Origin of the sequence: Streptomyces sp. B1866 (genome assembly GCF_031932565.1) — a bacterium.
Classification (GTDB): Bacteria; Actinomycetota; Actinomycetes; order Streptomycetales; family Streptomycetaceae; genus Streptomyces.
This window is the reverse complement of record NZ_JAVSCF010000052.1, coordinates 11730-28204: the sequence shown is the minus strand read 5'-3', so window position 1 is coordinate 28204 and position 16475 is coordinate 11730. Positions and strand designations below refer to the sequence as shown.

Annotated in this window: 13 protein-coding genes; 5 read left to right on the top strand and 8 right to left on the bottom strand. The window is 73.4% G+C overall.

Annotation, left to right across the window (positions count from 1 at the left end; all coding sequences use genetic code 11):
- The coding region (locus RKE29_RS10430) for a DUF6531 domain-containing protein (RefSeq protein ID WP_312004851.1) at positions 1–1422 on the bottom strand (1422 nt) is incomplete at its 3' end.
- Positions 1419–1787: a hypothetical protein gene (locus RKE29_RS10425; protein WP_312004850.1), complete on the bottom strand. Its 369-nt coding sequence runs from the start codon at positions 1785–1787 to the stop codon at positions 1419–1421. The genes RKE29_RS10430 and RKE29_RS10425, both read right to left, overlap by 4 nt.
- Before the next feature lie 294 nt (positions 1788–2081).
- Between RKE29_RS10425 and RKE29_RS10420 the strand changes: the two genes are divergently transcribed.
- Positions 2082–4814 carry an ABC transporter substrate-binding protein gene (locus RKE29_RS10420; RefSeq protein WP_312004849.1) on the top strand — a complete coding sequence of 911 codons (2733 nt, stop codon included), beginning with the start codon at positions 2082–2084 and terminating at the stop codon, positions 4812–4814.
- 60 nt (positions 4815–4874) lie between these two features.
- On the opposite strand, the gene RKE29_RS10415 is transcribed toward RKE29_RS10420, so the two are convergent.
- From RKE29_RS10415 to RKE29_RS10405, 3 genes are read right to left on the bottom strand one after another with little or no spacing between them, the layout of a single operon-like run.
- Positions 4875–5630 carry a succinate dehydrogenase/fumarate reductase iron-sulfur subunit gene (locus RKE29_RS10415; protein ID WP_312004848.1) on the bottom strand — a complete coding sequence of 252 codons (756 nt, stop codon included), beginning with the start codon at positions 5628–5630 and terminating at the stop codon, positions 4875–4877.
- Positions 5627–7588 carry a fumarate reductase/succinate dehydrogenase flavoprotein subunit gene (locus RKE29_RS10410; protein WP_312004847.1) on the bottom strand — a complete coding sequence of 654 codons (1962 nt, stop codon included), beginning with the start codon at positions 7586–7588 and terminating at the stop codon, positions 5627–5629. The genes RKE29_RS10415 and RKE29_RS10410 overlap by 4 nt, the downstream gene beginning before the upstream one ends.
- A 1-nt stretch (position 7589) precedes the next feature.
- Entirely contained in the window at positions 7590–8216 is a 627-nt protein-coding gene (locus RKE29_RS10405; RefSeq protein ID WP_312004846.1) for a succinate dehydrogenase, read from the bottom strand.
- Positions 8217–8431: 215 nt separating this feature from the next.
- On the opposite strand from RKE29_RS10405, the gene RKE29_RS10400 reads away from it, so the two are divergent.
- Positions 8432–9322: a LysR substrate-binding domain-containing protein gene (locus tag RKE29_RS10400; RefSeq protein ID WP_312004860.1), complete on the top strand. Its 891-nt coding sequence runs from the start codon at positions 8432–8434 to the stop codon at positions 9320–9322.
- 54 nt (positions 9323–9376) lie between these two features.
- Here the strand turns inward: RKE29_RS10400 and crcB (RKE29_RS10395) are convergent, their stop codons facing one another.
- Positions 9377–9751 (bottom strand): fluoride efflux transporter CrcB, encoded by a 375-nt coding sequence (crcB, locus tag RKE29_RS10395; RefSeq protein ID WP_312004845.1) that lies wholly within the window; start codon positions 9749–9751, stop codon positions 9377–9379.
- Positions 9748–10329 carry a fluoride efflux transporter CrcB gene (crcB, locus tag RKE29_RS10390; protein WP_312004859.1) on the bottom strand — a complete coding sequence of 194 codons (582 nt, stop codon included), beginning with the start codon at positions 10327–10329 and terminating at the stop codon, positions 9748–9750. The genes crcB (RKE29_RS10395) and crcB (RKE29_RS10390) overlap by 4 nt, the downstream gene beginning before the upstream one ends.
- Before the next feature lie 119 nt (positions 10330–10448).
- Between crcB (RKE29_RS10390) and RKE29_RS10385 the strand changes: the two genes are divergently transcribed.
- Positions 10449–11087 (top strand): TetR/AcrR family transcriptional regulator C-terminal ligand-binding domain-containing protein, encoded by a 639-nt coding sequence (locus tag RKE29_RS10385; protein WP_312004844.1) that lies wholly within the window; start codon positions 10449–10451, stop codon positions 11085–11087.
- 141 nt (positions 11088–11228) lie between these two features.
- On the opposite strand, the gene RKE29_RS10380 is transcribed toward RKE29_RS10385, so the two are convergent.
- Positions 11229–12464 (bottom strand): helix-turn-helix domain-containing protein, encoded by a 1236-nt coding sequence (locus tag RKE29_RS10380; protein WP_312004843.1) that lies wholly within the window; start codon positions 12462–12464, stop codon positions 11229–11231.
- A 701-nt stretch (positions 12465–13165) separates the two neighbouring features.
- Here RKE29_RS10380 and RKE29_RS10375 point away from each other — a divergent pair.
- The gene (locus tag RKE29_RS10375) at positions 13166–14422 is read left to right on the top strand and encodes a lytic murein transglycosylase (protein WP_312004858.1); all 1257 of its coding nucleotides are present in this window, start codon (positions 13166–13168) and stop codon (positions 14420–14422) included.
- 479 nt (positions 14423–14901) lie between these two features.
- Entirely contained in the window at positions 14902–16458 is a 1557-nt protein-coding gene (locus RKE29_RS10370) for a DUF6801 domain-containing protein (RefSeq protein WP_312004842.1), read from the top strand.
- The last annotated feature ends 17 nt before the right edge of the window (positions 16459–16475 follow it).

Below are 16475 nucleotides of genomic sequence, written 5' to 3'. Positions count from 1 at the left end.
ATAGCGCATCACCACCGTGCCCGCGCCCGTGCCCGCGTCGGCGGCCGTCTCCGGCTCGTAGCCGGACCAGGGCTCGTCCAGCAGGCGCAGGGCCGTGACGCGGGGGCCCTGGGTGTCCACCGCCACGTGGTAGCCGCCCGAATGGCGGATCGCGGTCGGGGCGCCCTGCTCGGTGCGGTCGATGTCGATCCGCGCTCCGCCCCGGTCCTGCACGCTCTCCAGCGGCAGGTCCACCGTGCCCGGCACTCCGGTCGAGCCCGGGTACGTGAAGGTGCGCACCACACCCGTGTGCGGGTCGGTGACCGTCATCACGCCGCCTGGTTTGCCGTCCCATTCCAGCGGCCACCGCGCGCCCTTGACCGGCAGCACCCCGGCGCCCGGCTCCGGCACCGGGTACACCAGCCGCATCCCGTCCGCGGCCGCGAACACCACACCCTCCGCGTCGAGCTGGACCCGCTCGTCCAGCAGGCACGACCACGTCGGACCGAAGCAGACCCCCGACCGGTACGACGACAGGTGCGTGCGCTCGAACACCAGCGGCAGCCTGCCCGGCAGACTCAGATCGGTCTGCACCATCCACATCGCACCCGACGCCACGTCCACCGGCTCGCCCGCACTGGGACAGGCCCTCGCCGGGCGGCAGGCCAGGCCCTCCGCACTCCGGCCCCCGCCCATCTCCCCGGCCTTGACCAGGTCCAGCCGCAAAGACGCCGGTCGGCCCGTCAGCTGGGCCAGCCACGGGCTCATCCGGTACTCAAGACCCCCCAGCACGCCGCCGAACAACCCGCCCACCAGCATGCCGTCCTTCGCGGCCGCGTCGACCTCCTCCAGGCTGAAACTCCGCTGCTGGCCCAGCGCGATCCGCACCGGCTGCGCCACCGCCGCATCGATCGTCACCGAGTACACGCCCTGGAACACCGCCTGCGCCAGCATCTCCGCCGCGATCGCGGCCACCTCCGCCGACACCGCCACACCCAACCCCGCCGACATCTCCACGATGCCCGCCGCCACCCCCTCCGACGCACCCCCGGTGAACACCGCCAGCGCCGCACCACCCGCGATCGCCAAAGCATCGATCCCGATCTGCGTCCACAACTTCTCGATCGCGTCATCCACGGTGTCCGCGAACTTCTCCAGCGCCTTCGCCATGGAACGCGCGGCCTCAGCGGTATCGCTCAGCCAGCCACCGTCCCGCCCCTTGGCGTACCGGGACCAGAAGTCCGCGAACGCCTCGATGGCCTCGCCCCGGTTGTGCTCGATCAGGGTCCTGGCCGCCTTGTCGGTCGCGATCCGCACCCCGTCCACGCTGTCGGCGAACTCCCGCCACGCGTCCGCCGCGTGCCGCAACGTCCCGGAATTCGCCTCCGGCCACCACATCCCCAGCTTCAGCAGGACATGCCGCGCCGTGTCCTCCAGGCTCACCGGCGGCGGCCCTCAGCAGGCTCACCTGGCGCGTCCCGGGCGAAGATCCCGGCGATCAGCTCGTCGTTGTCGACGTGACCGTCCGCCATGTCGTTCATCGCCTCGTACACACTCGCCAGCCCCAGGACCAGCACGCCCACCGCACTCTCGATCTTCTTCTGCTGCGGGCTGTAGTGACTCCCGAACTCCCTGCCCTGCTTGTCATCCCCCCACGGCTTCCCGAGCCCGTCCAGCGTCCTGACCAGCTTGGTCAGGGCGTCGCTGAGCTTTCCGCTCTGCTCGTGGAACACCGGCGCCACCGCCTTGATGTCCGCTGTCCTGATGTCCAGGACCTCGCCGTCGCCCCGGCCGTGCCTTTGGCCCACTGCGGCCCCCTCCCGCGCCCTCCATGCCTGTCGTGCGGAACCCAACGATTTTACGGAGTTCCACGCTCGCGGTGGGGAGGAAAGCTGTCGTGTCCGTTCGCCGACTCCGTGGCTGGTGGGTTTCGGCCATGCCGGCGCCGTCGGCTGCGACCGGGCCGCCGGGCCGGGCCGCCGGTCCGCACGGCGCCCCGGACGGATGCTGCCAAGTTGTGACATGAAGCCCCAGGACCCCTCCCGGGCCCCGCTGGTACGGTGACGGCTTCGGAGCGTCATCATGGCCACACGGGGGGTGCTGTGCCGACGACAGGACACGCACAGGACGGGCCGGTTCTCACCGGCGACGAGGCCGAGGAGTTCGCCGCCGCGCTGCGGCGCGCGGTGGTGCCGCGGGACCGGCAGGCCAAGGCCAGGGATCTGCTGCCGCCCGTCCTGCTGCTCGCCCATGGAGAAACCGAAGAGGACGCCGACGGCGCCCGGGCGCGGGCGGCGCGGGCGGTGGACGAGCTGGAGGGCTGTCTGCGGGCGCAGGGCGCGAAGCTGGTGCCGTACGCGCGCGTGTCGGCGGCGCGGCTGCGCGCGGCGCGGGGCGGGTGGCCGGTGAGCACGGACATCGGCACGCAGCTCGCCGAGGACCCGCCGCGGCGCACCGGGCGGTTACGGCTGCGCGACTTCGCGCTCGCGCAGGACGTGGTGGCCTGGGCCCTCGGGCCCGACGCCGATCCGCAGGGCGGGGAGGCGCTGCGCGACCACGCGTACGCGCGGCACCTGCGGCGGGCGCCGCTGGCCCGGACGCTGTGGCGGCTGGGCGGCGGGGACCCGGGGGCCGCCGCCGGGCCGAGCTGGTTCACGTTCGCCGTCAGCGTCCTGCTGCGCCCGCTGTTCCAGACCTTTCCCCGCTGGTGGTGGGCGCGCCGCCGCGACCGCCGCCTGCTGTGGTCGGCCCGCAGCGGCTGGTACGCCGACTGGCGCGGCATCGGGCACGGGCGGCGGGCGGTGGGGTTCTTCGAGCACGCCGCGCGGCTGGTCGCCCCGGCCGGGCCGGAGGGCCGCCAGGAGGCCGTCGCCGTGCTGGAGCGGCTGGTCCTACGCGCGCTGCTGCACGACCTGAAGTCGGCGGCCCGGCCCGGCCGCCTCTCGCCCTGGCGGCGCAGGCGGCTCACCCGGTACGTCCTGCTGCTGGAGCTGCCGGACGGCGCCGGGGAGGAGGCCCCGGGCGCGGAGTTCCTGGCGGAGTACGCGGCCGCCGCCCGCGAGACCGGCTGCGCGGCCGTCGTGGTGGTGGCCGCGGGCCCGGCCCGTACCGCCCCGGCGGACGGCGAGCGGATCGGGCTGGCCCGGGCCGCGGCGCGCTGGGACCGGGCGGCCGGGCTGCCGACGGGCGCCACGGCGCCGCTGCTGGTCGACCTTCCGGCGCGGTCCGGGGCGGGCGGGTCGGCGCTCGCGCCGGTCGCGCCGCGCACGTTCCGGATGGGCCCGGCGACCGAGCTGGTCCTGGGCTTCACCGCGCTGGTGGCCGGGCTCGGCGTGCTGGCGCCGCTGCTGCTGTGGCCCGCGGTGGGCGGCGACGGCGGCGCGGACGCCGGCTGCATCGGCGGTCCGGCCACCGCCCCGGTCGCCTCCGCACCCCTGGAAGCGGGGTCCGTCTCGCCCAAGGAGCAGTACCAGCGGGTGGTGGACATGATCGAGGCGCAGAACCGGCAGGCCGAGGAGGCCGCGTCCCAGCTCCACCGGCAGGTCCGTACGGTGGTGCACCTGGGCTCGACCATTCCGGCGACGCTGGACCGCGAGCGGTTCGACGGCGCCATACCGGAGCTGCGCGGCATCGCCCTGGCCCAGCAGGACCTGAACCGGGAGGCCGGGAACGACGACCAGAAGGTGTGGCTGCGCGTCGAGCGGGTGGAGGCGGGCGAGCGCTTCGCCCGCGCGCCCGCCGAGGCCCGGGAGATCGTACGGAAGGCCGCGACGAACCCGAAGATCATCGGCGTGGTGGGCATCACGCAGAGCCGCACCGAGACCATGGAGGCCGTGCGCATCCTCGGCGGCGCGGGCATCCCCACCATCGGCACCACGGCCACCGCGGACCAGATGCAGGTCAACCGCTACTACCGGTCCATGGCGCCCAGCAACAGCCGGGAGGCGCGGATCGTCAGCGAGTTCGCGCGCAAGGCCCGGATCGTGGAGGACTCCTCCGGCTCCTGCGCGCCCGCCGAAGCGGCCGTGGTCATCGAGGACCCGACGGACCTGTACAGCAGGACCATCGGCGAGGACTTCGCCGCGCGGTTCGGCGGCCGCCCGCACATCCTCCAGTACTCGCCGAACGCCTCGGACAGCCCGCCCGGCTCCGGCGGCGACCGGGTCACCCAGGAGGAGAGCATCCACGCCGTGGCCGAGGCGGTGTGCGAGCGGATCACGGCGGAGCCCCGTACGGTCGTCTACTGGGCGTCCCGCTCGCGCGAGTTCGCGGCCTTCCTCAGCTCGTTCGGCGACGACACGCCCTGCGAGGGCCGGAAGCTGACGGTCCTGGGCGGCAACGAGCTGACCAACGCCGCCCTCACCGGCACGTTCCGGGATCCGGCGTGGCTGCGCCTGTACCACTCGGCGCACGTGCTGCCGGTCGGCTACCAGCGCAGCGACACCGCGCGGCAGTTCTCCGACGCCTACGCGCGCACGTTCGGGCGGAAGGACCTGTGGCGCAACGACGGGCACGCCGCCCTGGCGTACGACGGCATGCAGCTGGTCGCCGCGGCGGCCAACGAGGCGTACGCCGGAACGGACGGCCGGGAGGTCAACCGGTCCAACGTGCAGTCCAGCCTCTACCGCGGCATCCGGAAGGAGGGCGCCAGCGGCTACCTGGACTTCGACCGGAGCGGCGGGGCCGTCTCCACGGACAAGCCCCTGGTGGTCCTGCACCGCGCTCGGGGCGGCTCGGAGCCGGTGCTGTCCTGCGGCGCCTTCGCGCAGAACACCGGCCAGGTCACCCGCTGGGGCCCGGACCAGGAGTTCGCCTGCCCGCGCGACGGCCGGTAGCGCGGCGCGGCCCCGCCGGGAGGGAACCCGGCGGGGCCGCGGCACAGGGCCTGTGGGGGGTCAGTTGCCCGGGCGGCCGCCGCGCATCGTCGCCCGCAGGTACTCGCGGTTCATCGACGTGATGCTCTGGAACGGGATGCCCTTCGGGCAGGCCACCGCGCACTCACCGGTGTTGGTGCAGCCGCCGAAGCCCTCCGCGTCCATCTGCGCGACCATGTCCAGCACCCGCGACTCGCGCTCGGGCGCGCCCTGCGGCAGCACGTTCAGGTGCACGACCTTCGCCGAGGTGAACAGCATCGCGGCGCCGTTGGGGCAGGCCGCCACGCACGCGCCGCAGCCGATGCACTCGGCGTGCTCGAAGGCGGTGTCCGCGATCGGCTTGGGCACCGGGGTGGCGTGCGCTTCGGGCGCGCTGCCGGTGGGCGCGCTGATGAAGCCGCCCGCGCCGATCACCCGGTCGAACGCCGACCGGTCCACCATCAGGTCCTTCACCACCGGGAAGGCGGCGGCCCGCCACGGTTCGACGTCGATGGTGTCGCCGTCGTCGAAGGCCCGCATGTGCAGCTGACAGGTGGTCGTCCGCTCCGGGCCGTGCGCCTCGCCGTTGATGACCACGCCGCACGCGCCGCAGATGCCCTCCCGGCAGTCGTGGTCGAAGGCGACCGGCTCCTTGCCCTCCAGGATGAGCTTCTCGTTGAGCGTGTCGAGCATCTCCAGGAAGGACATGTCCTCGCTGACGCCGTCGAGGTCGTACGTGGTCATGGCTCCCGGTGCCTCGGGGCCTTGCTGGCGCCAGATGCGCAGGGTGAGCCTCATGCGTAACTCCGCTGGGTGGGGTGGACGTACTCGAAGACCAGGTTTTCCTTGTGCAGCACGGGCGCCTGGCCGGTGCCGGTGAACTCCCAGGCGGCGGCGTACGAGAACAGGTCGTCGTCGCGCGCGGCCTCGCCGTCCGGCGTCTGGGACTCCTCCCGGAAGTGGCCGCCGCACGACTCGCTGCGGTGCAGCGCGTCCAGGCAGGTCAGCTCGGCCAGCTCCAGGTAGTCCACGACGCGGTTGGCCTTCTCCAGCGCCTGGTTGAGCTGCTCGCCGGAGCCGGGCACCTTGATCCGCCGCCAGAACTCCTCGCGCAGCGCCGGGATCCGGTCCAGCGCCTTGCGCAGCCCGGCGTCCGTACGGGCCATGCCGCACTCGTCCCACAGCAGCTCGCCGATCTCCCGGTGGAAGGAGTCGGGCGTGCGGTCGCCGTCGACCTCCAGCAGCCGCCGCAGCCGGTCGTTGACCTCGCCGGTGGCCTCGGCGATCGCCGGGTGCCCGGGGTCCACCTCGTCGTGCGGGTGCCGGGCCAGGTAGTCGTTGATGGTGGACGGCAGCACGAAGTAGCCGTCGGCCAGGCCCTGCATGAGGGCCGAGGCGCCGAGCCGGTTGGCGCCGTGGTCGGAGAAGTTGGCCTCTCCGACGGCGAACAGGCCCGGGATGGTGGTCTGGAGGTCGTAGTCGACCCACAGGCCGCCCATCGTGTAGTGGATGGCGGGGTAGATCCGCATCGGCACCCGGTACGGGTCCTCGGCGGTGATCCGCGCGTACATGTCGAAGAGGTTGCCGTACTTCTCGGCCACCTTCTCCTTGCCCATGCGCGCGATGGCGTCGGCGAAGTCCAGGTAGACGCCCTGCCCGCCGGGGCCGACGCCGCGGCCCTCGTCGCACACGTTCTTCGCGGCGCGGGAGGCGATGTCGCGCGGCACCAGGTTGCCGAACGACGGGTAGATCCGCTCCAGGTAGTAGTCCCGCTCGTCCTCGGGGATCTCGGCGGGCGGCCGGGTGTCGCCCTCGGCCTTCGGCACCCAGATCCGGCCGTCGTTGCGCAGCGACTCGCTCATCAGGGTGAGCTTCGACTGGTGCTCGCCGGAGCGCGGGATACAGGTGGGGTGGATCTGGGTGAAGCACGGGTTGGCGAAGTACGCGCCGCGCCGGTGCGCCCGCCAGATCGCGGTGGCGTTGCTGTTCTTGGCGTTCGTCGACAGGTAGAAGACGTTGCCGTAGCCGCCGCTGGCCAGCACCACCGCGTCCGCGAGGTACGTGGAGACCGTGCCGGTGATCAGGTCGCGGGCCACGATGCCGCGCGCCCGCCCGTCGATGACGATCAGGTCGAGCATCTCGGTGCGCGGGTGCATCTCCACGTTGCCCGCGGCGATCTGCCGGGACAGCGCCTGGTACGCGCCGAGCAGCAGCTGCTGGCCCGTCTGGCCGCGGGCGTAGAAGGTGCGGGAGACCTGCACGCCGCCGAAGGAGCGGGTGTCCAGCAGGCCGCCGTACTCGCGGGCGAACGGCACGCCCTGCGCCACGCACTGGTCGATGATCTGCACGGAGATCTGCGCGAGGCGGTGCACGTTGGACTCGCGGGCGCGGAAGTCGCCGCCCTTGACCGTGTCGTAGAACAGGCGGCGGATGGAGTCGCCGTCGTTGCGGTAGTTCTTCGCGGCGTTGATGCCGCCCTGCGCGGCGATGGAGTGCGCGCGCCGCGGCGAGTCCTGGTAACAGAACTGCACCACGTGGTAGCCCTGCTCGGCGAGCGTGGCACCGGCCGCGCCGCCCGCCAGGCCCGTGCCCACCACGATGATCTTGTACTTGCGGCGGTTGGCCGGGTTGACCAGCTTCGCCTCGAAGCGGCGCTTGTCCCAGCGCTCCTCGATGGGGCCGCCGGGGGCCTTGGTGTCGGCGACCGGGTCGCCGACCCGGTAGGCGCTGTACGCGCTGGAAGTGCTCGCGGTCATGTCAGCTCACCAATCCGGTCATCACGCCGACGGGGACGGCGATGAAGCCGCAGGTCAAAATGAGTGCCAGCCCGTTGGCCAGGATCTTCAGCACCCGCTCCCGGCGCGCGCGGGAGGCGCCGAGCGTCTGCGCCGCGCTCCAGAAGCCGTGCCGGATGTGCAGGCCGAGGGCCAGCATGGCGACGATGTAGATCACGTTGCCGTACCAGGTGGAGAAGGTGTCCACGACGTTCTGGTACGGGTGACCGGACTGGAAGCCGTCGGGGTGCACGTCGCCGGTGGTCAGGTCCAGGATGTGCCACACGACGAACAGGGCGAGGATCACGCCGCCCCAGCGCATGGTGCGGGTGGCGTAGCTGGCCCGCCGCCGGGTGTGCGCGTACTTCGCCGGGCGCGCGCCGATGTCGCGGCGGCTGAGCTGGTACGCGGTGACCGCGTGCAGGACCACGGCGACCAGGAGCGCCACGCGGACGATCCACAGGAACCACTCGTAGTGCAGCGCCGGCTCGCCGACGGTGCGCAGCCAGTGCGCGTAGTGGTCGAACTCACCGGGCCCGAAGAAGATCTTCAGGTTCCCGATCATGTGGGCCACCAGGTACCCGAGCATGAGGAGTCCGGTGGTGGCCATGACGGCCTTCTTGCCGATGGTCGACCGCCATGCGGCGACGAGGGGGGACGAAGACCTCCGCGGCGGCTTGGGCCGCTGCCGCTGACCGGGCGGAGCGGTCCGCTGGGGGTCCGTGCGTGTTGCCAGTGCCATGAAAACTGACGCTAAACCTACGCGCGCGATACGTCCAAGACATGATATGGCTCGACGCCATAGGCTACGGCTATCATGCGAGCGTGCGCCTGAAGCAGCTCCGCTATTTCGCCGCTGTAGCGGACACCCGGCACTTCACCCGGGCCGCCGAGGTCCTGAACGTGGCGCAGCCCTCCCTGTCCCAGCAGATCCGCGTGCTGGAGCGCGAGCTGGGCGCCGACCTGTTCCACCGCGCCCGCGGCCACATCGCCCTGACCGACGCGGGCGAGGCCCTGCTGCCGCTCGCCCGCAAGATTCTCGCCGACACCGAGACCGCGCAGCGCGAGGTGCAGGAGGTGGCGCAGCTCAGGCGCGGCCGGGTGCGGCTGGGCGCCACGCCCAGCCTGTGCGCCAGCCTCGTACCGGACGTGCTGCGCCGCTACCACGACGAGTTCCCCGGCATCGAGCTGGCCGTCCACGAGGGCGGCTCGCAGGACCTGGTGCGCACCCTGGCCGCCGGCGAGCTGGACCTGTCCCTGATCATCACCCCGCTGCCCGGCCACTCCCCGGCGCTGGCCACCACCGAGCTGCTGCGCGAGGACCTGGTCGTGGGCTCCTCGCCCTTCGTGCCGGGCCCGGTGGGCCGCCGCCGCATCCGGGTGGAGGACCTGCGCGGTCGGCCGATGGTGATGTTCCGGCGCGGCTACGACCTGCGGGAGTTCACGATGGCGGCCTGCCGCGCGGCGGGCTTCGAGCCCCGGCTCACGGTCGAGGGCGGCGAGATGGACTCGGTGATCGGCTTCGTCCGCGCGGGCCTGGGCCTGGCCGTGCTGCCGGGCATGGTGGCCGACCGCTCGGGCCTGCGTGCCACGCCGTTCGCGACTCCGGGCATGCAGCGCACCGTGGCCGTGGCGCACCGCAAGGACGTGGCCCCGACGCGCGCGGCCCGCGAGCTGCGGCGGGTCCTCATGGAGCACCTGCGGGTGCGGGACTGAGGGGCGCGCCTGCGGGTGCGGGACTGAGGGCGCGTGCCGGGAGCGCGGGAGGCGTCAGCCCCAGGCCGCCCCCGCGAGGGCCGCGCCCGCGAAGGCCGCGCCGAGGCCGGCCGCCACGCTCACCGCGATGTTCGCGGCGGCGGCGAAGCGGGCGCCGGTCTCGGCCAGCCGCAGGGTCTCATACGAGAACGTGGAGTACGTCGTCAGCGCCCCGCAGAAGCCGGTGCCGACCAGCGCCACCAGGTCCGGCGAGGCGGCTCCGGCGGTGGCCGCGCCCGCCACCACGCCGAGCAGAAAAGATCCGGCCACATTGACGGTGAGGGTGCCCCAGGGGAACGCCGAGGCGTGCCGGGCCTGGACCGCGCGGTCGGTGAGGTAGCGCAAGGGGGCCCCGACCGCGCCGCCGAGCAGCACCATGAGCCAGGTCACCCGGATTCCTCTCCGAGGGCGGCCACGTCGCCGCGCGGCGCACCGCCGGGGAGCGCGGCGCCGTCGCGCGGCGCGGCCGCGCTCACACGCGCCCTGGCCGCGCTCCCACGTACCCCCGCCGCGCGCCGCGTCGCCGCCGTCGCGGCCCACACCGCGGCGAGCGCCACCGCCGGGTTGGCCGCCAGGTAGGCCAGGGCGGTCCCGGCGTGCCCGGCGCCGACGAGCCGCCGTACGTCGACCGCGTACGTCGAGAAGGTGGTGAACCCGCCCAGCACCCCGGTACCGAGGAGCGGGCGCAGCAGCCTGTGCGCCGACCACACCTCGCTGACCAGCACCGTCAGCACGCCGATGAGCGCGCAGCCGGCGGCGTTGACGGCGAGGGTCGGCCAGGGGAACGCCTCCGCCCCGGTGGGCCACGCCCGCCCGGCCGCGTACCGCGCCACCGCTCCGGCCGCGCCGCCCACCGCGACCACGGCCACCACCGGACCCTGCCCCCGCCACCGGGCGGCGGCGGGCGGCACGGCCTGGGCCCGGTCGCCGCCGGGAGCCGTGGACTCGCCCACCGGGGACGGGTGCATGCCGTTCATTCAGACCAGGTTACGTCGCTCCCCCCGGAACCCCTGGTCAGGTCGTATCGTGTGACAAGCTGTGGGGCGGCCTGCCCCACAGTAGGTGATCCGGTGGGAGCGAAGGCGGCATGGCGAAACGTGACGGTGACGCTGGGAATGGCGGCACCCTGCGGCGCGCGGCCGATCCGCGCGCGGAGCGGAGCCGGGCGGCGGCCCTGCGGGCGGCGAGCGAGCTGCTGATCGAGAACGGCTGGTCCGGGGTGACCCACGTGCACGTCGCCGCCCGCAGCGGGGTGGGGCGCACCACGCTCTACCGGCACTGGCCCGACGCGGCGCTGCTGGTGCGGGAGCTGCTGGCCCACCTGTTCCAGGTCGAGCACTTCGAGCAGACCGGCGACCTGCGGGAGGACCTGGTCGGCGAGCTGTCCGCGCTGCTCGACCGGCTGCACGAGCCGGAGACCGAGCGGGCGCTGCGCGTGATCATCGACAAGTCGCCGCACGATCCGCTGGTCATGGAGGTGCTGGTGGCCCGGGGCCGCGAGGTGACCCACGGGCTGTGCCAGATCGTCGACGACGCCAGGGCCCGCGGCGAGCTGCCGGAGGCGCTGGAGACCTTCCGCGCGGTGGACCAGCTGCTGGGCCCGCTGATCTACCGGCGGCTGATATCGGGCCGCCCGTTCGCCGAGAGATACGTGCGCGACCTGGTCGACGGGTTTCTGCGCGCGCACGCCTGCCCGGATGTGAGCCGACCCACGGTCAGCGGGTGACTCCCGTTACTTCGTGGCGTCCGCGGCGTCCGTAAGGTGCTGGCCGTGGGGCTTCCGGGACACGGCGGACGCGCCCTGCCCCGGCCGTCGGTCTCGGGCAGGGCGCACCCCGCCGCACGCGGTGGGTGCGGTATGAACGTTTCAGGTCTGCGGGTGGGCGCGCGGCAGCAGCGGCGGCAGCAGGGTGCGCTCGCGCAGCTGGAGGGCGCGCAGCGCGACCTCGGTGGCGAAGCGGTGGTCGAGGTCGCCCAGCCGGTCGCCGAACGCGCGGTCCAGCAGCCGCAGCCGGTAGCGGACGGTCTGCGGGTGGATGTGCAGCAGCTCGGCCATCTGCACGGCGTTGCCGCGGGTGGCCAGCCAGGCCCGCAGGGTGTCGATGAGGCGCTCGCGCTGGGTGGGCGTGAGGTCGGACAGCGGGGCGAGCTGCCGGATGGCGAGCTGCTCGGCCAGCGCGGTGTCGGTGACCAGCCACAGGGTCACCAGGTGGTCCTCGCAGAAGGTGATCGAGCGGTCCTCGATGACGCCGGTCTCCACCAGGTTCAGCGCCTGCCGCGCCCAGCGCAGCGAGTCGGCCGCCTGCGTGGTGCGCACGGTCAGGCCCACGGCCGCGCGGATCTCGGCGGGCGCGGCGTCCAGCAGCGTACGGCGGGCGTCGTCGAGCCCTCCGGGGATGAGCAGGTGGGGCTGCGGGTCGGTGAGGTCCACCAGGGCGTCGCCGCCCAGCGCGCTGCGGGCGGGCTTGACGCCCGGGCTGATGGCGATGGCGGTCACCTCGTCCGGCAGCGGCCAGTCGGCCAGCTCGGCCAGCTCGGAGATCTTGCCCTGGGAGACCACGGTGCCGGACAGCAGCAGCCGCAGCAGCCGTCTGCGGTGGCTCTCCCGGCCGCCGTCCATCTCGGCCTTGGCCTCCAGGTAGCCCTCGCGGGAGACCGAGATCAGCTCCTCGACGTACGCGAACAGGGCGTCGGCGAAGGCCAGCTGGATGGCGGGGGAGAGGCGGTAGCGCCGGCCCAGGCTCTTGGCGCGGCGCAGGGCGACGCGGGCGCCGAGCCGGAAGGTGGCGTGCAGGTCGTCCAGGCTGTGCCCCTCGTACGCCTCGAACCGGCCGATCCGGCGCAGCACCTTGTCGCGCTGTGCGGTGGGCGCGTTCGGAGAGGTCACCTTGTCGACAAAGGCCGCCAGGCTCTGTTCCACCGCGAACTGCACCACGGGCCCGTATTCGTCCACTCGGTGCGCGTAGTGCGGGATGGCGTTCCGTATCTCGGCCCAGATCTCCGGCATGAGGCTGGGGAGTTCCGGCCGCATGATCGCTGCCAGTTCCTTGGGCAGCGGGCCGAGCGGTTCGTCCAGACCCGACATCGGTAGTGCGGTCGTCATGCGTTTCCCCTCACTTCACTTCTCCGGCAGCCGGTCGGTGAGCCGCGGTGGGGCGCGGCCCACCGGTCCAGCAGGCCGCCTGCGGCGTTGGTCGCCGGTTTCCACGGATCGGGGGAGGCGCCGAGTGGGGCGACGCCCCCGTGGAAAGTGGTCGCAACGTGGTGTAGCTCACTGGAACATAGCGGAGCTTGTTACCGGAGCGCACCACTCACGACGGTGAAACATGGCCAAGACACCCAATGAGTACGCTCGGCGTTCAGAAGAGCACGCACCGTGTCAAGGGGCAAGGTGAAGATTGCTCACTTCTGGACGAGGTCCCGGGGTCCTGTTGTCCGCGGAGGACAAGGAATGTCCGTTCCGGCGGCGCGAGTGCACCTGCGGGAAACCCACCTGTTGCATTGGCGGGGGTGGCGTACGTAGCGTCCCGTGGCGCAGATGCCCACCAGATCCGCCGGCGAAGACGGCGGTATTCCGCATCCGGTTTCGAGGGTGCTGTACGGACCGAAGCGTATCCGTGCGCGGGCGGCCAGGCGAGGCGAACCCGCGTTTCGCACCGAAGAATACGGGAAGAAGTGGTGACTCCCATGTCCCTCCAGCGCGACAGCGGCAGCGGCAACGGCTCGCAGGGCAGGCACGCCCGCCGACGGGTCCGCGGCAGAGCGCGCCGCGGGCTCGGCGGCACCGCCGTGGCCGCCGCCGCGATGGTGGCGCTCACCGCTTCCCAGGCGCCCGGGTTCGGACACGGCAAGCCGCGCGGCGACCGCGCCGCGGGCGCGGTGGCCGACGAGCGCGACGAGACCGCCCTGTCGCTCGGCGAGGCGACCGCCGACGGCCCGTACCACACCGAGCTGCCGCCCCTGCGGGTGCACGGCGCCGACCACGAGGGCGGCGGCCACGACGGCGGGCCGGACGGCGGCGGTGGCGGCGGCGGCGGCCGGGCCGGCGTGGTGAACCCCGTCACGGCCGAGGCCGGCATCCCCGCCACCGTGCTCGCCGCCTACCAGAAGTCGCAGGCCGCGATGGCCGCCCGCGCGCCCGGTTGCCACCTGCCCTGGCAACTGCTCGCCGCGATCGGCAAGGTGGAGTCCGGGCAGGCGCGCGGCGGCGCGGTCGACCGGCACGGCACCACGCTCTCGCCGATCCTCGGCCCGGTCCTCGACGGCGCCGGGTTCGCCAACATCTCCGACACCGACGGCGGCGCGTACGACGGCGACACGCGCTACGACCGCGCGGTGGGGCCGATGCAGTTCATCCCCTCCACGTGGGCGCGGTGGGGAGCGGACGGCAACGGCGACGGCCGCCGCGACCCGAACAACATCTTCGACGCCGCCCTCGCCGCCGGCGGCTACCTGTGCGCGAGCGGCCGCGACCTGCGCACCGAGGGCGGCCTGGACCGGGCGATCCTGAGCTACAACCACTCCGACGCCTACCTGCGCACCGTGCTGGCCTGGCTGGGCTTCTACCGCGAGGGCACCCACACGGTGCCCGACGGCAAGGGCACGGTGCCCACCAGCCCCGGCCCCGCCAACGGCAAGGAGCCCGCGCCGGGCAAGCCGCAGAAGCCCGGCAAGCCCGAGAAGCCGGGCAAGCCGGGGAGGCCCGAGAAGCCGGGCAAGCCCAGCGGCACGCCCCGGCCCGGCGGCGGCAGCCCCACGCCGAGCCCGTCCGGCTCGCCGTCGGGCAGCCCCTCCGGCAGCCCGTCGGGCTCGCCGTCGGGAAGTCCTTCCGGCAGCCCGTCCGGCAGCCCGAGCACGTCTCCGACGCCCACGCCCACGCCGTCCGGCAGCGGCGAGCCGGAGCCGAGCCCGAGCACGTCGCCCTCCGGCAGCCCCTCGCCCTCGGCCACCGCGTCCGGCACTCCGAGCACGTCGGCCACGCCGTCCGGGACGGGCTCCGCGAGCCCTACCGGCCAGTCGGCTCCTAGCAGCACCGGTGCCACGAGTCAAGCGTCTGAGTGAGGAATGCTCACCGCGCGATGAGGGGGGCCGTGGCGTTGTCAGCGCGGCCACAAAGAAATTGCCGGAGCCCGGAAGGTGCGGGAGACTTTGCGACCCGCCCATTGCGCGGGCGGTTACTCGCACGTAACGTGCCGTCCGAAAGGTGCCTCGTCGAATGCGAATTGATTATCCGTCAAGGCACATGCGTCAAAAGTCGGTTTTGCTTTACAGCCATATCGATAAGGGGTCTGAACGGCGCGTTCCAGCGAGCCCGCCGTCCCCTTGAGTAGGGGGTTCCGTCCAGGGACCCGCGGCCATGGTCCCCCCCGTGCCGCGGCGCTCCCGCCCCCTCGGACCCCGTGGCCGTGTCCCCCCGCGGCCACGGGGTCCGCAACCGTCCGTCGTGAGGAGGACACCGCGTACGCGCCCGCCGTCGGCCCCCGGGGCCGGCAGTCACCGAACGATCCGCAAGCTATGCCGTGTCCGCAGGGAGAGAAGCGATGAGAGGTGCAGTCCGCCAGCCGCGCACCGCGTGGGTGGCCGCTCTCGGAGCCACCGCGCTGTTCGCGGAACTGCTGACCGGATCCGGGTCCTCGGCGCACGGGCAGGGCGGCGGCTCCGCCGTGCGCTACGCGTGCCAGACCCCGGAAGGCAGCCGGGAGATCCAGGCCGCCTTCACCCAGACCTTCCCCGACAGCGGCGCGGCCGGGCAGCCCATCCAGCCCGGCCCGCTGACCGCGCGGGTGACCATCCCCCACGACACGGCCGCCGCGCTGCTGCCGCAGGGCACCGGCTCGGTCAGCGGCACCGCGGCCCTCACGGCCCGGGTGGCGCAGGGCGACGCCACCGCCGACGCCCAGTGGCCGGGCCTGGCGGCCTCCTCGGCGCCGCTGCCCGCCTCCGGCGACCTGGAGCTGGCGTACAACGGCGACGTCCAGCCGGTGACCGTCACGCAGCCCGGCGACGTCCGCTTCGCCGCGGGCAAGCTGACCCTGGCCCTGCTGCCGGAGCCCGCGAGCACGCCCGGCGGCGCCAGCCCCGGCGGCTCCACCCCGTCCGGCGGCGAGTCCGCGGCGCAGACCCCGCAGGGCAGCCCGTCGGCTTCCGGCGAGGCCAAGCCCGTCGAGGTGTCCTGTACGCCCGTGGAGGGCGAGGCCGCGACGCTGGCGACGGTGGCCGTGCCGGACGACGGCGGCGCTTCCCCGGACCCGTCCGGCTCCGGCTCGTCCTCGTCGCCGACGGACGGGACGCAGACGCCCGGCCAGGACGGCAGCCAGGCGCCGCAGAGCGGACCGGGACGCATCCAGGTGCCGCAGGCGGCCCCGGCCATGCTCCCGTGCACCTACCCCATGCCCACCGGTGAGCTGAACCACGAGTGGCTGCCCCCGGTTCCTCCCGGAGCGAAGGTGCAGGATCCCCCGACCAGCGGCAAGAAGCCCGCGTGCGTGTTCACGGCGGGTTTCGCCACCGTGACCAAGCTGAAGGGTTCGATGATCATCAACGACCCGAGCGGGAAGCCCGGGCCGCTGAGTCTGTCGACCCGTATGCGGGCGGTGCTGCGGACGGCTGCGCAGGGCGGCGCCTACAGCGAGGCCGACCACCTGGGCGAGCTGCACTTCCCCGACTCCCGGTCGACTTTCCTGGCCTTCGGCTTCCAGCCGACCACCGCGGGCGTGACATTCGAGAACGGTCCGCTCACGATCGTGCAGCAGACGGCGCCGCGGGTGTACTCGCAGATCACTTATGCGCAGCGGCTGCGGCTGCACCACGTGAGCATCAACGGAGTTTCGCTGGATGTGGGCCCCAGCTGCCGCACCGGCTCCTTCACGACCCGAGTTACCGGCAATTTCTCTCTCTTCCAGGGCGGTGTGCTGACCGGGAAGGTCAACGTCCCGCCGTTCTCCGGGTGCAGGACACCGAGCGGAGAGGACCTGGATGCGCTGTTCACCGCCTCGGTGGCCGGTGAGAGCCAGATCAAGATCAATCAGGGCGCGGTCCGGCTCTGCCCCGCCACCGGCCAGTGCACGGCTCAGGCCCCCACCCTGCCCCGCCTCTGACCCCTGACCCCACCGGG